Below are 12,886 nucleotides of genomic sequence, written 5' to 3' on the forward strand. Positions count from 1 at the left end.
TGGCCCTACTGATTAGGCTGCTTTGCATCTTCAACGCGTTGAATCATCAAGCTTGCAAGAATTAGATACTGAGCCGCTCTTTTGTTTGTTAAGGCATGATCTAGAGTGTGTGCGTTTGGATTTCGAATGCCCTGATAAGCGCCTTTAAAAATCTGAATGAATCCTTTTTGATCGCTCCGTCCTGATTCAGTATCAATTTCACTGAAAATTAAATACGGTGACTCTAAGGAAAAAACCTTTCCAATAAGCCGATCACCATCTTCATCGGCAATTTCAGTTCTTTGCCTAATTACGTCGAAAACAGCTGTCATAGAGTTAAGTACAGCCTCTCTTAAATGGCCACTTTCAAAAAGCTTCAAAGACGACTGAAGAATTCTTGGATGTAACAAGAAAGTGAAATCAGCTAAATTTTCCTGTTGCACATCGCTATGTTGAAAAGGCTTAGGTGGCTGAGGTGGATTTCTCCACGATTTAACAGTATCAATTACATCATATACAGACTCATATTTTAAAACTGACTCGCTAGGTGTTATAGAAGCGTTCACCTCATTTAAATCAGTGGAGCAACCACCAAAAATAGGTAAATTGAGTAAGTACCTTACTAAGCGAACCAACTCATCGCGAGGTGTCTCAAGCTCAATTTCCAGTTCGCTTAAAAGCAGTGATGAGTCTGGATCATTACGATATGTCTTTTGTAAGAGTAAAAAAATGTTGTTAATTTCATGCAGAAAAAAATCGACCAAAGGGTCATAATTAGAAATCAAATCCAACGATTCAATTTTTAACTCGTAAAGATTATCGTTTTTAACAATGTAATTATTGTTTTCCAGAAAATCCAATGTCTGAAGATGCTCGAACAAAGCCACCCTAAATCTTTTAGCATTTAAGGGACTTCCGCTTCTTTCGTTCTCAAACACCTCGATTAAAACTTTCCGCTGATTTTTGTTTAGATTTACGCTGTTCATATTATTCTGGAATGTGAATGCTAGTTGCATTATAAAGTACAGACTTAGATACTGGCCACCTATAGTGAGGATAGTTTGATATGAATCGCCCCTACTATGCTAGACAGTCGCCAGCCCCTCGAAATAACGCCTCTCATACTCTACTGGCGATAAGCCATTATTGAAACTGTGCCGACGCCTAGGGTTATAAAACATCTCGATGTAATCAAATACATCCTGGCGGGCAGCTTCTCGATGCTCGTAAATCTTGCGACGTATCCTTTCCCGCTTCAGCAATTGAAAGAAGCTTTCTGCGACCGCATTATCGTGGCAATTGCCTCGCCTGCTTATGCTCGGTTTGAGACGATGCGCTTTTAAAAATGCTTGCCAATCATAACTGCTGAACTGACTACCTTGATCCGAGTGGACCAGCACCTCACCTTCTGGTCTCCGCCTCCACACGACCATCAGTAGTGCGCTGATCGCTAAGTCACGATCCATCCTGGGTCCCATTGACCATCCTACAACTTGCCGAGAGAAGATATCCAGTACAGCAGCCAGGTATAACACCCATACTGTGTTGGGGGGTGGTCACGTCGAATTGGCGCTGCAGATGATTTGGGGCAACCACAGCTGGCCGCCCTCCAAGCCGACCAGAGCGACGCCGATAGCCAGTTTGAGAACGTAACCCTTCTTGACGCATTAATCGCGCAACACGGTGCTTGCCGCAGATCTCCCTAGGGCTCGAAGATCATCTTTGATCTTGCGATAGCCATAGACCCCGCTACTCTCCAGCCAGGATTGCTTGATGTGGCCTAACAATCGCGGGTCTTCTTGCGCTCTTGCAGACTGAGGTGCCTGTTGCCAAGCGTAATAGCCAGTGGGATGCACATTCATCATGCGACAGAGACGTCGGATAGGGTGAGAGCATGCGTGCTCTTGAATAAATGCGTACTTTACCCGGACAGCTTGGCAAAGTACGCGGCGGCCTTTTTTAGGATGTCTCGCTCATCAGTGACGCGGCGCAGCTCCGCCTTAAGGCGACGGATTTCTGCTTGCTGGTTGGAAGAATGCTGTAGTTCGTCTTCAGGGGCGCTGAATCGCTTGATCCAGGCATAAATGCTATGGCTTGAAACACCCAACCGCTCAGCGACCTCTGCCACAGAAAACTGTCGCTCAGTGACTTGCTTGACGGCTGCTTGTTTGAACTCTTCGCTATAACGTTGTTGCTTGCTCATGAATCCTCCTCAACTTCTCTAGTTTGAGGCTCTTGAGCTGTCTAGGAAAGTGGGGGCGATTCATGTGAAAGATTATCACTCGTGACCGCCAGGGTTAATGGCATCAGATGGGTAATAGCGTATTCAACATCAGACCTGTCAGGCAGTGACTTTTCGCACGCGCGTAAACGCATTGTTTTCAGCCTTGGGCTTGAGGTTGAGAATTTCCTTGTCCGGACTCGCTTGATGCAGATAGCTGCGATCGAAGTCATCCTGTCTGATGATATTGGCCTGGCTATGCGTGGTAGCAGATTGCCTGATCTCGGGAGCAAACAAGGACACGCTGCCCACGACGGCAAAAAGAATCAGGCTGGATGCGGCGAGGTTTACTAGCCAGTGGTATTGGCCCTGATGAAAATTCTGATGTTTGTGCATGATGCGTCTCCCTGAAATCATGTGGTGAATATGGCTTGCCGGGCTCTCGCTTTAGTAACCATTGTTAAGTTGCGATTGTTGGCCCGTGCAAGTGATAAACCAGTAATGGCATTGTAGGAGTTGGTTCCCTTGCTGTCCGTCCGCCGGGTTCCTGAATTAGCGTAGGAAAACACCTACAACGCTCTCCTCATAGTTTTTAGTGATAGTTGCATACCAGCCCGTTATACACTGCCTTGACGCCTGGTACGGTCACCGCATGGCGGTAAGCGCAGGCGATTTGGTCGTAGTTGCCGAGTTGGCCTTTCAATACGACGATGCAGCGCTTGGATTCCACCTCAATATCAAAACCCTTGAAATACGGATCGGCAGACAAGCGCTGCAAGACGGTGTTGCGAATCTGCTCATCCTGCGTCAACACCACAGGAGGCTCAAGCTTACGGGCTTTGGCGATGTTGTCAGGCATGCGGGCTGGAGGCGAGAGGGTGAAACTATCAGCAATGTAATCTGACATCGTGAATTCGGCGGACAAGTCATCCATGATGAGCTCTCTTTCTGTTCAAACTTGAGGAAGGACGCTGGTCTTGCCGGGGCGACCTTCGCAGAGGGTTAACGAAGTAAGGGCATGATAATCAAGGCTTATGCAAGCAGCAGTCGGTAGCATGCTGATTGTCGTGTCAGTCAGTTCCGACGCGGATATGGGAGAAACTCACAAGCGGAATTCAGCTGCGTTAACAGGCGAAATCCAGATGGTTTGAGGGAAATGAAAAGGTGAATAGAGAACAGCTAAGGGATATGGCAGCTGCAAGCAACCATTGCAGACGATGTACTATCAGATGAGGATCACACCCGTAGTGGGTGGCAATTCTGCCGGAGCTTCCTGAGGCGTATGCTCGGTAGGCAGCTCGACGGAATGATGTGTTTTAGGGGATGCAGCTTCCGAATTGAGGTGCGGTTGTTTGATAAACCATCCCACCATGATCACGCTGGAACTGAAAGCAAAAATAATGACACTGAGGGCGGCCATGTTAATGAGCCGCTCGTGTTTTCTTACCTGCTTCATGTCGAATCGCATGCTATTCATGATGCATGGCAATGCGGGTCACGCATGCCGGAGTTGGCAGCCGTTTTGTACCGAGCGCACGCCTGCCACGCCACGCGCGATTGCCATCGCCTCGGCGATATCGCCATAGGAAGCAATCTTTCCGCTCAGATACACCACACCATGATGTGTCGCCACGCCCATGGTAATGCCCAGAAAGCCAACCTCTCGTAGCAGGCTGGTTTTAACGCGTAATGTCGTCATTGTATCTTCCAGCATGCTCGAGAGATTCATGGTCTAGCCCTTTACTATCAGACTGTTATGGACGGATTTCACACCTTCGGTACCAGCGGCAATTTCCTTGGCGCGCTCAATCTGGGCCTTATTTTCAACAAAACCACTTAATTGCACGACGCCGTTGTGTGTTTCAACGGAAATTTCCAGGCCCTTGAACCCTTCATCCTTCAGGATGTTGGCTTTGATCTTGCTGGTAATCACGCTGTCGTTGATCACGCGCTTGGCATTCTTTTGCTGGTCTTTCGACTTGTATTCAGAGTATTCCTTCTGATCCAGTGTTCCGTCACCGTCCACATCTGCTGCCTTGAAGTGTTTTTTGGTGAAGAGCTTGTCCTTGGAGGCTTCGGCGGGCGTCAAAAGATCATTGCTGTTGGTATCCAGATTGCGAAATTCGGTCGCCAGAGGACTCTGATCAACGGTATCGGCGGTGCCGAAAGCCAGCACGGAACTTGAGCTGAACCCGATGCCAGCAAGTAACGTCAGCGTGGCGATAGAGGATGTACGAATTTTTTTCATGATTTCTCCTTGTTTTTGTTCGGCATCGAAAGACGCCGGGGACAAATTTGCCAGCAGAAGCTCTACTGGCATTGGAGGCATGCTACGGGATACCTGAGCGACAGACAGTCAGCGCTCTTCTTTAATTGATGTCAGATGAAGACTACACCTGAAAACGCCCTGTCTGCGGGCATGCGAACAGGACGCGCCAGTGTGGAGGAGATAGCGACAGAGTCAACTATGTTTGATTGATTTCCAGCGGAATCAAGGCCCGGGTAAGCATGCCATGTCCAGGAGAGGACTGAATTTCGAGATTGCCGCCAATCGCCATGACGCGATGGCGCATGCCAGATAGACCATGGGTGGTACCACCGCTGACACTAAGATCCGCCCCCACCCCATTGTCCTCGATTTCAAGCTTGACGAAGGCCAGCTCGGTCATCAGGTGTACCGATACTTTGGTTGCCTTGGCGTATTTACTGGCGTTGTTCAGGGTTTCCTGCACCACGCGGTAGACAATCAGGCCTATGGTATCGCCGAACTTGACGCTCTCATCCGGCAATACAAGATTAAGCTCCCACTGGTTACGCTCGGCCATATCCGAAATCAGCGAGCGCAAGGCTGCCCAGAAACCAAATGTCGCCAGCATGGAGGGATGCAGATCCTGCACCACTTGCCGCTTGAACTGGATGCCCTGATCAATGTAGCGCATGGTTTTAACCAGCTTGTCTGCCACATCCGGGAAAGTATCGCGCGTTTTGCGCGTCACCCAGGAAATATCCATCTTGGTTGCCGTCAGAATCGACCCCAGCTCATCATGCAGCTCACGTGCGAGCTTCTCGCGCTCTCGCTCCACATCCGACTGATAACCCAAGGCCAGCGTACGCAGCAACTGCGTGCGCGAGTTCAGTTGGGTTTCATAGATATGCACTTCTTCTTCCAGACGCTGACGCAATTTGTCGCGCATGGACATTTCGTTCAATAACTGGCGGATAACCAGAATCACCAACACCAGCAGCACCAGCGAAGTACCGACAATGGCAATGCGGGTATAGAGCACACTGTTGCGGCGCTTGCTTATCAGTTTGCTCAAGGCATCGTTTTGCTGGTTCAGCAATGTCATGATGTAGCCATTCAGCTTCATCATCTCCTGTACGCCCTGATCCAGATCAACCACGCTATTGGCTTCCAGTGTCCGATCGGCATGGGCCAGCGCCATGGTGAGCTTCATTTCGGCAGCCTTTGCCTCCAGCGTCCCGCTCACCGTCATCAACCAGTCTTTTTCGTTGTTGACTGACATGCGATCGCTGTCTTCCGTTACGAGGCCACGCAATTTGCGTATATCCACCCGCGCGGCGGCGACCGCATTATTGAAGGACGTGGCATACATGTCCTTCTTGGTCAGCAGATAGCCACGCTGGGCACTCTCCGCCTCCGTCACGCGATAACGCAAGTCAGACAGGGTCGAGATATTGTTGCGGACGACAAAGATATCCTCCGCCAGGCGGTTGATCGAGACGATCCAGCCATCGGCAATTACGACAGCCAGCAAGGTCAGTGTCATGGCGGCGATGAGGGTGGCAACAACGCGACCACCCAGCTTTTCAATCACACGTTCCGTCTGGGTCCAGATTTTTTTCATTAAGGTCATATATGAATTTTGTAAGCGCTCTCTTACAAGCGTTTCAGAGTATCCCCTCTCATGGGGAACGCCCCAAGCATTTAAGCTGGGATCACTTTTTAGCCAAGCAAGGAAAACGCAATGCTTAACTATTCTATCGTGTTTTTGGTTATCGCCCTGATTGCAGCCTTATTTGGGTTTAGTGGAATAGCTGCCGGTGCGGCCGAAATTGCAAAAATCCTGTTCTATATCTTTCTGGTGATCTTTGTCATCTCATTATTGACAGGATTTTTCTCAAAGTAATCAATTATTTCAATTAATTTTTTAAAACAGGACAGCCACCATGTTCAGTACATCCAAAACGCAAGATCTGAAACAAAAACTGGAATCTACCGCCGAAGACGTCAAAGACAATGTAACCGACATTGCACAAGATGCAAAAGTTGCCACCGAAAAATTAAAAGACAAGCTGCAGGACAAATCCAATGCGTCCAAGGATGAAATTCTGGCCTTGCTCGAAAATGTAAAAGCGCTACTGGAGTCCAAGGACCCTGGTGAAAAACTGGAAACGCTGAAGGATACGTTGAGCACGCAACTGAGTGATTGGAGCGCGACATTGCGCGGTGAGGTCCAACAGGCCATTAAAGTCGGCGAAACGCGCTCCAGGCAGATTGTGCGCAAACGCACCCTGCTGAGCCTGTCGGTGGTCTTTGGTACAGGTGCCGCGCTGGGCTATCTGCTTGGCAGTCATCACAGCGAGGAAGAGTAAGCGCCGCATTGCCAGCGATGAATTTGCCAGCCAACGATAAGGAACATGATCATGGATGAAGTAACGAATCCTGCCACTGCAAACCCGTTATTTAAACTGGATATGGCAGCCATACGGAAAAACGCCCGTCAAAGCGTAGAGGAAGGAACCGAAGCACCTGGTTATGAAGCCAATCGCAAAGAAGTGATCATGCATCTTAACTCGGCGCTCGCCACCGAGCTGGTATGCAGCTTGCGCTACAAGCGCCACTACTTCACTGCCAAGGGCTTGAATTCCGAAGGTATCGCCAGGGAGTTCAATGTTCATGCCCAGGAGGAACTGGAGCATGCGGATCAGATTGCCGCACGTATCGTACAGTTGGGGGGCGAGCCGGATTTTTCCCCAGAAGGTCTCGCAGGCCGCAGTCATGCCGATTATGTGCCATGCCTGAACCTGCGCGAAATGATCAAGGAAAATCTGGTGGCAGAACGCATCGCTATCGACACCTATCATGAACTCATCCATTATATTGGCGACAAAGACCCAACAACCCGCCGCTTGCTTGAAGGCATTCTGGCGACCGAAGAAGAGCATGCCGATGAGTTATCCGACTGGCTGGCTCGCTCCTGACAGTGTTAACTTACCCTTAAGAGCAGACATATAAAAATCATGAAAAAAATATTATTGGTGGACGATCACAGCATTGTGCGGCAAGGCCTGCGCAATCTGATCGAACTGGAGTCCGACCTGGAGGTGGCTGGCGAAGCCGCTTCCGGCGTCGAAGCGATCAAACTGGTACGTAACAACACCTATGATGTGGTCGTGATGGATATCTCCATGCCGGATAAAAACGGGGTGGACACCTTGCACGACCTGAAGCATGTCAATGCGGATCTGCCCGTGTTGATACTAAGTGGTTATGCGGAAGAACAATATGCACTCAACCTGATGCGGAACGGTTGCAAGGGCTATTTATCCAAAGATGCAGAGCCTGAGGAAATCATTTCGGCGATACGCGCCATTGCCAATGGCAAACGCTACATCTCCTCCGAACTGGCCGAGCTGATGACCAACGAGCTCAGCCATCCGACCGAAAAGCTCTTGCATGAAACCTTGTCAGACCGCGAGTTCCAGGTGTTTTTCAAACTGGCCGGCGGCCTGAGTGCCACCGAGATTGCAGATGAACTTTGCATCAGTGTAAAAACCGTCAGCACATACCGGACGCGCATTCTGGAAAAGATGAGTTTGAAAACCAATGCGGATTTAACGTATTACGCTATCAAGAACGGCTTGATCACATGAAACGGAATCACGATGACTTCGAAGCTTTGTCAGCGCTTGTAGGACAAGCGCGGATAGGAGCGATTCCCGAATTTCATTATCATGCCACGAGTTTAACCAAGGAAAACAATCCTTCCAGCAGCATGGATTAACAATGTCTGTAGCCAATGCACAACTTTCTACACAGCAGCCCTACATGAGAGTCTTGCTCATTGAAGATTCGGCGTTGTTGCGGGAAACCATTATGGAGACCTTGTCATCTTGTGATGGCCTGGTGTTTGATGGAGTCGCCGCCACCCAGTCCGAAGCCTTTAAAATCCTGCGAGACCGTCCATTCGACTTTTTGCTGGTCGATATCGAACTGGCGGAGGGCAATGGATTTGAAGTTATTCGCATGACCCAGCGCGAAGACTTCCCCTACCCGCGTCCCAAATACATGATCCTTACCAATCATGCTCATGGGCATTATCGTCAGGAGGCCAAGGCGCTTGGCGTAGACTATTTCTTCGATAAATCAATGGATTTTGATAAAGCCATTGATACGCTGGAAACGGAAGTCAGGAAATTTTTTCCTAAAAACGACTAGGCTGGCGCTCAGGATTCAGCGTCAAGCCCTCAGTAAGTCTCGTTATATAATCCACATTCCATCATCCAGCGCAGGGACGACCCTGAGCATGCATTTTATTATCGGGACGACCCGGCAAAGGGTTCTATGTCCTGGATATTACTCATAATGGCAGGGCTGTTTGAAATCGGCTTTACTACCTGCCTCAAGCTCTCTGATACCTTCAGCAAACCTTGGCCTACACTAGGGTTTATCGTATGTGCCGGCATCAGCTTCTGGCTGCTGATGCAAGCCACGCGCGATATTCCACTGGGTACCGCTTATGCAGTGTGGACGGGCATTGGCGTGCTTGGCACCGTCATTATTGGCATCGTCATGTTCAACGATCCGTTAAGCCCCCTGCGCCTGTTGTTTCTAGTATTATTGATTGGCGCGATCATCGGCCTCAAAGCCGTCTCTTGAGACGGCTCTGGCGCGCCGCCGCATTCCTTGATCAACCCTTCGCTAGAGCTGGATAGAACAACATGTCACTGGAAACCTGGGAGTTATTGAGCTACGTTGTTACCGTATTCGGCTTGCCGCTGGCAATCTTTTCCTTTGTGCTGGAACAGCGCAAGGAACGCGAAAACGAAGAGGAAGAGGTTTACCAGGAGCTGTCTGACGCGTATACCGACTTTCTCAAGCTGGTGATGGCGAACCCGGACCTCAAGCTGCGCTCACAGAGTGCCAGCCAGGAACTGAGCGAAGAGCAGCGCGAGCGCAAGCTGGTCCTGTTTGAAATCCTGGTATCGCTGTTTGAACGTGCCTACCTGCTGGCATATGAGGAAAAGATGGTCGGCAAGCAATTGCGGCGCTGGCGCTCGTGGGATGACTACATGCGTGAATGGTGCCGACGCGATGACTTCCGTAACACCCTGCCCCGTCTGCTGCATGGGGAAGACCCGGATTTTGCCGCGTATATCCGCAACCTTGCCTTGCAGGAAACCACGCGCCTGCCGGAAACCACTGTGTCTACTTAAGTATTTCCTACTTCAGCCGCTTCAGTTTGTAACCAGCCTGTTGCAGTTGGGCCAGCAAACCGCGCTTGCCTGCCAGGTGGGCTGCACCGACTGCGACAAACACCGACTTTTCCCGCGCTTCTGCATCAATGCGCGGCGCCATGAGATCATTTCTATCATCCAATAGTTTGGCGCGCAGCTTGGCCCACAGCGCCGGAGGCAGCAGATTGCCGGTCATGCGCGTATCAATGTCAGCAATCCTGGCCGGATCGCCTTTCAGATAGGCTTTCACCAGCATCTCGTAATCCCGCTCCTTGTCACGCTGACTGCGCTTTAATACCGCTCGCAACATGCCCAGCTGCTCGTCCTGGCTCAGGCTGTCCAGCAGGCCGAAGTGCTCCTCCGACGTTTCCAGTCCTTTGACATCCCGCCCCAGATCACGAGCTTTGGCATAGAGCTGAATGTCCTGGGTATAGGGCCCCTGCGGCCGTGGCAGATCAAACACCACCGCCAGCAGCCACGGCTTCATCTGCATGGCGATACTGCCTATGGCATGCACCTCCGCCAGCGCCCTCACTTGCTCCAGTTCGCTGGCAGTCAACATGTCCTGCAACTGTTGGTCGGGATTGAGATAGACGCCTTGATCCTTGGACGGCAGGGTTTCCATCATGAATACATCCACCTCGCCCAGCGCCTTTAACACGGCAGGGGCAAAATCATTCACCCTGGCATCATCCGTATGAACAGTACCAAACAGATAGCTCACCTTGCCGCCTGGCGCCTGCAGTTGCCACAGCAAGGGGCGATCAGCCGCCTGGGCTGACACGCCAGCCAGCAGGCTTAGCCCGAGCAGCAACCTGGCAGTGAGGGAAATGGAATACGATGTGAGCGACATAATGAAACACCAGAACCAGAGGTAAACAGGTATCCATTCTCGCATTGATATGATCTGGGAAGCAGCCTGCATTGCTTTGAACATTTGCAGGGTGCTTATAAAGACCAAGAGACTAAGAGATCGACAGGATTCAGGCGCATGCCTGAATCACTGCGGAATTAACGCGCGGTCTGCTTTTGCTTGAAAGGCGTTTTCTTGGCGGGCAAGGCACGGCCTTTCATCTCGGGTCGACGGGATTTATTGACTGCGGGCACGATAGGCTGGAACGCAGGCACCAGGTGTTTCTTGCCATTGCCTATCAGGTCTGCCCGGCCCATTTTCTTCAAGGCTTCCCGCAGCATCGGCCAGTTGTTGGGGTCGTGGTAGCGAATGAACGCCTTGTGCAGGCGCCGCACGCCACCGGCCTTGGGGATAGGCACGGCTTCACTGTCCGCCGTCACCTTGCGCAGCGGGTTTTTGCCGGAGTGATACATGGCAGTGGCCATCGCCATGGGCGTGGGGGTGAAGGTCTGGACCTGGTCGAGCTTGAAGTCGTACTTCTTGAGCCATAGGGCCAGATTCAGCATGTCTTCATCCGTGGTACCAGGATGGGCCGCAATGAAATACGGGATCAGGTATTGCTGTTTGCCCGCTTCCTTGGAGAAGCGCTCAAACATTTCCTTGAACTTGTCATAGGCGCCCATGCCCGGCTTCATCATCTTGGACAGCACGTTTTCTTCGCTATGCTCAGGCGCAATCTTGAGATAACCGCCCACGTGATGCTGCACCAGTTCCTTGACATACTCAGGGGATGTCACCGCCAGGTCGTAGCGCAGGCCAGAGCCGACCAGTATCTTCTTCACGCCCTTGATATCGCGCGCCTTGCGGTAAAGCTGAATCAGGGCCGAATGGTCGGTATTGAGGTTTTCGCAGATGCCGGGATACACGCAGGACAGCTTGCGGCAGGACTGCTCGATCTTTTCGCTCTTGCAGGCCATGCGGTACATATTGGCGGTCGGCCCACCCAGGTCGGAAATAATGCCGGTAAAGCCTTCGACCTTGTCCCGGATTTCCACAATCTCGTTGAGGATGGATTCCTCAGAGCGGCTTTGAATGATGCGGCCTTCATGCTCGGTAATCGAACAGAAGGTACAGCCGCCAAAGCAGCCACGCATGATGTTGACCGAAAAGCGGATCATCTCCCAGGCCGGGATGCGGGCATCCTGATACACCGGGTGCGGCTTGCGCGCGTAGGGCAAGTCGTAAACGTAATCCATTTCCTTGGTCGTGAGCGGAATGGGCGGTGGATTAAGCCAGACTTCGCGATCGCCATGGCGCTGCACCAGCGCACGGGCATTGCCAGGGTTGGCTTCCAGATGCAGCACGCGCGATGCATGGGCATACAGCACCGGATCCTTGATCACGTCTTCATAGGCGGGCAAACGCACCACCTGCTTGCTGCGGTCGGCCTTGGGTTTGCGCACGATCTGAATGGCACTTACGCCTTCAGGCAAGGCGGGCTTGGCATCAATCTTGTCGTCGGTTTCGCAACTGGAACCCGCGCCCATTTTCATTTCATAGGGGTCCACATGCACATCGACCTTGCCGGGACGATCCAGATTGGTTGATGCAATTTCATCCCATCCTTCGGGGATACGCTTGCGCAGGAAAGCTGTGCCGCGAATATCCGTGATGTCTGCAATGTTGTCGCCACGGGCGATGCGGTGACTCAGCTCAACCAGCGCACGTTCGGCATTGCCATAAAGCAGGATATCGGCCTTGGAATCGACCAGAATGGAGCGACGAACTTTGTCGGACCAGTAATCATAATGGGCGATGCGGCGCAAGCTGGCCTCGATGCTGCCAATGACCAGCGGCACATCGGGATACGCCTCGCGGCAGCGCTGCGAGTACACCAGCACTGCGCGGTCCGGGCGCTTGCCGGCCTCGGCATTGGGCGTATAAGCATCATCTGAACGTATCTTGCGGTCCGCCGTGTAGCGATTGACCATGGAGTCCATATTGCCAGCGGTCACACCGAAATACAGATTGGGCTTGCCTAAAGTTTTGAAGGCATCGGCCGATAACCAGTCAGGCTGGGCGATAATGCCCACACGGAAGCCTTGAGCCTCCAGCAGACGTCCTACCAATGCCATACCGAAACTCGGGTGATCAATGTAGGCATCACCCGTCACCAGAATAATGTCGCAACTATCCCAGCCGCGGGCATCCATTTCAGCACGGGTCATGGGAAGTACAGGGGCAGTACCGAAGCGTTTTGCCCAGTACGGGCGATAAGCGTTGATTGAGCGTGGTGTTTCCATAGTTGACTATTTTACTCTGGAAACAAAAAATCGTCGCGACTGTATAAC

At 51.4% G+C, this 12,886-nt stretch carries 16 protein-coding genes and 1 pseudogene; 7 read left to right on the plus strand and 10 right to left on the minus strand.

Annotated elements, in window-relative coordinates; translation table 11 throughout:
• Positions 1 to 5: 5 nt before the first annotated feature.
• The 8 genes and pseudogenes from LG203_RS05025 to LG203_RS05060 all read right to left on the minus strand — a co-directional run bounded on the left by LG203_RS05025 (position 6) and on the right by LG203_RS05060 (position 6,069).
• A complete protein-coding gene (locus LG203_RS05025) occupies positions 6 to 965 on the minus strand; it encodes a TIGR02391 family protein (RefSeq protein ID WP_230344768.1) in 960 nt (319 codons plus the stop codon).
• A 99-nt stretch (positions 966 to 1,064) separates the two neighbouring features.
• Positions 1,065 to 2,182 (minus strand): annotated as a pseudogene (locus LG203_RS05030) (IS3 family transposase).
• Positions 2,183 to 2,320: 138 nt separating this feature from the next.
• Complete coding sequence (locus tag LG203_RS05035) at positions 2,321 to 2,596, minus strand: hypothetical protein (RefSeq protein WP_230344769.1); 276 nt, start codon at positions 2,594 to 2,596, stop codon at positions 2,321 to 2,323.
• A 196-nt stretch (positions 2,597 to 2,792) separates the two neighbouring features.
• Positions 2,793 to 3,134 (minus strand): BON domain-containing protein, encoded by a 342-nt coding sequence (locus LG203_RS05040; RefSeq protein ID WP_230344770.1) that lies wholly within the window; start codon positions 3,132 to 3,134, stop codon positions 2,793 to 2,795.
• A gap of 291 nt (positions 3,135 to 3,425) precedes the next feature.
• A complete protein-coding gene (locus LG203_RS05045; RefSeq protein ID WP_230344771.1) occupies positions 3,426 to 3,677 on the minus strand; it encodes a hypothetical protein in 252 nt (83 codons plus the stop codon).
• A gap of 18 nt (positions 3,678 to 3,695) precedes the next feature.
• The gene (locus tag LG203_RS05050) at positions 3,696 to 3,929 is read right to left on the minus strand and encodes a BON domain-containing protein (RefSeq protein WP_230344772.1); all 234 of its coding nucleotides are present in this window, start codon (positions 3,927 to 3,929) and stop codon (positions 3,696 to 3,698) included.
• Positions 3,930 to 3,932: 3 nt separating this feature from the next.
• Positions 3,933 to 4,448, minus strand: coding sequence for a BON domain-containing protein (locus LG203_RS05055; protein WP_230344773.1), 516 nt, complete (start codon positions 4,446 to 4,448; stop codon positions 3,933 to 3,935).
• Positions 4,449 to 4,665: 217 nt separating this feature from the next.
• Positions 4,666 to 6,069: a sensor histidine kinase gene (locus tag LG203_RS05060; RefSeq protein WP_230344774.1), complete on the minus strand. Its 1,404-nt coding sequence runs from the start codon at positions 6,067 to 6,069 to the stop codon at positions 4,666 to 4,668.
• A gap of 120 nt (positions 6,070 to 6,189) precedes the next feature.
• On the opposite strand from LG203_RS05060, the gene LG203_RS05065 reads away from it, so the two are divergent.
• The 7 genes from LG203_RS05065 (at position 6,190) to LG203_RS05095 (ending at position 9,661) form a co-directional block, all read left to right on the plus strand.
• Positions 6,190 to 6,351, plus strand: a complete 162-nt coding sequence (locus LG203_RS05065) for a DUF1328 domain-containing protein (protein WP_013441969.1) — start codon at positions 6,190 to 6,192, stop codon at positions 6,349 to 6,351.
• 40 nt (positions 6,352 to 6,391) lie between these two features.
• Positions 6,392 to 6,817: a hypothetical protein gene (locus LG203_RS05070; protein ID WP_230344775.1), complete on the plus strand. Its 426-nt coding sequence runs from the start codon at positions 6,392 to 6,394 to the stop codon at positions 6,815 to 6,817.
• A gap of 51 nt (positions 6,818 to 6,868) precedes the next feature.
• Positions 6,869 to 7,426, plus strand: coding sequence for a ferritin-like domain-containing protein (locus LG203_RS05075; RefSeq protein WP_230344776.1), 558 nt, complete (start codon positions 6,869 to 6,871; stop codon positions 7,424 to 7,426).
• Positions 7,427 to 7,465: 39 nt separating this feature from the next.
• Positions 7,466 to 8,098, plus strand: coding sequence for a response regulator (locus LG203_RS05080; RefSeq protein WP_230337443.1), 633 nt, complete (start codon positions 7,466 to 7,468; stop codon positions 8,096 to 8,098).
• 133 nt (positions 8,099 to 8,231) lie between these two features.
• The gene (locus LG203_RS05085; RefSeq protein ID WP_230344777.1) at positions 8,232 to 8,663 is read left to right on the plus strand and encodes a response regulator; all 432 of its coding nucleotides are present in this window, start codon (positions 8,232 to 8,234) and stop codon (positions 8,661 to 8,663) included.
• Between the two features lie 126 nt (positions 8,664 to 8,789).
• The gene (locus LG203_RS05090; protein WP_268867334.1) at positions 8,790 to 9,104 is read left to right on the plus strand and encodes a DMT family transporter; all 315 of its coding nucleotides are present in this window, start codon (positions 8,790 to 8,792) and stop codon (positions 9,102 to 9,104) included.
• Between the two features lie 62 nt (positions 9,105 to 9,166).
• Positions 9,167 to 9,661, plus strand: coding sequence for a hypothetical protein (locus LG203_RS05095; RefSeq protein ID WP_230344779.1), 495 nt, complete (start codon positions 9,167 to 9,169; stop codon positions 9,659 to 9,661).
• A gap of 7 nt (positions 9,662 to 9,668) precedes the next feature.
• Here the strand turns inward: LG203_RS05095 and LG203_RS05100 are convergent, their stop codons facing one another.
• Both LG203_RS05100 and LG203_RS05105 read right to left on the minus strand, forming a co-directional pair.
• Positions 9,669 to 10,535, minus strand: coding sequence for a TraB/GumN family protein (locus tag LG203_RS05100; RefSeq protein ID WP_230344780.1), 867 nt, complete (start codon positions 10,533 to 10,535; stop codon positions 9,669 to 9,671).
• Between the two features lie 158 nt (positions 10,536 to 10,693).
• Complete coding sequence (locus LG203_RS05105) at positions 10,694 to 12,838, minus strand: YgiQ family radical SAM protein (RefSeq protein WP_230344781.1); 2,145 nt, start codon at positions 12,836 to 12,838, stop codon at positions 10,694 to 10,696.
• Positions 12,839 to 12,886: the final 48 nt, after the last annotated feature.

Source organism: Methylovorus mays (assembly GCF_020531915.1).
GTDB lineage: Bacteria > Pseudomonadota > Gammaproteobacteria > Burkholderiales > Methylophilaceae > Methylovorus > Methylovorus mays.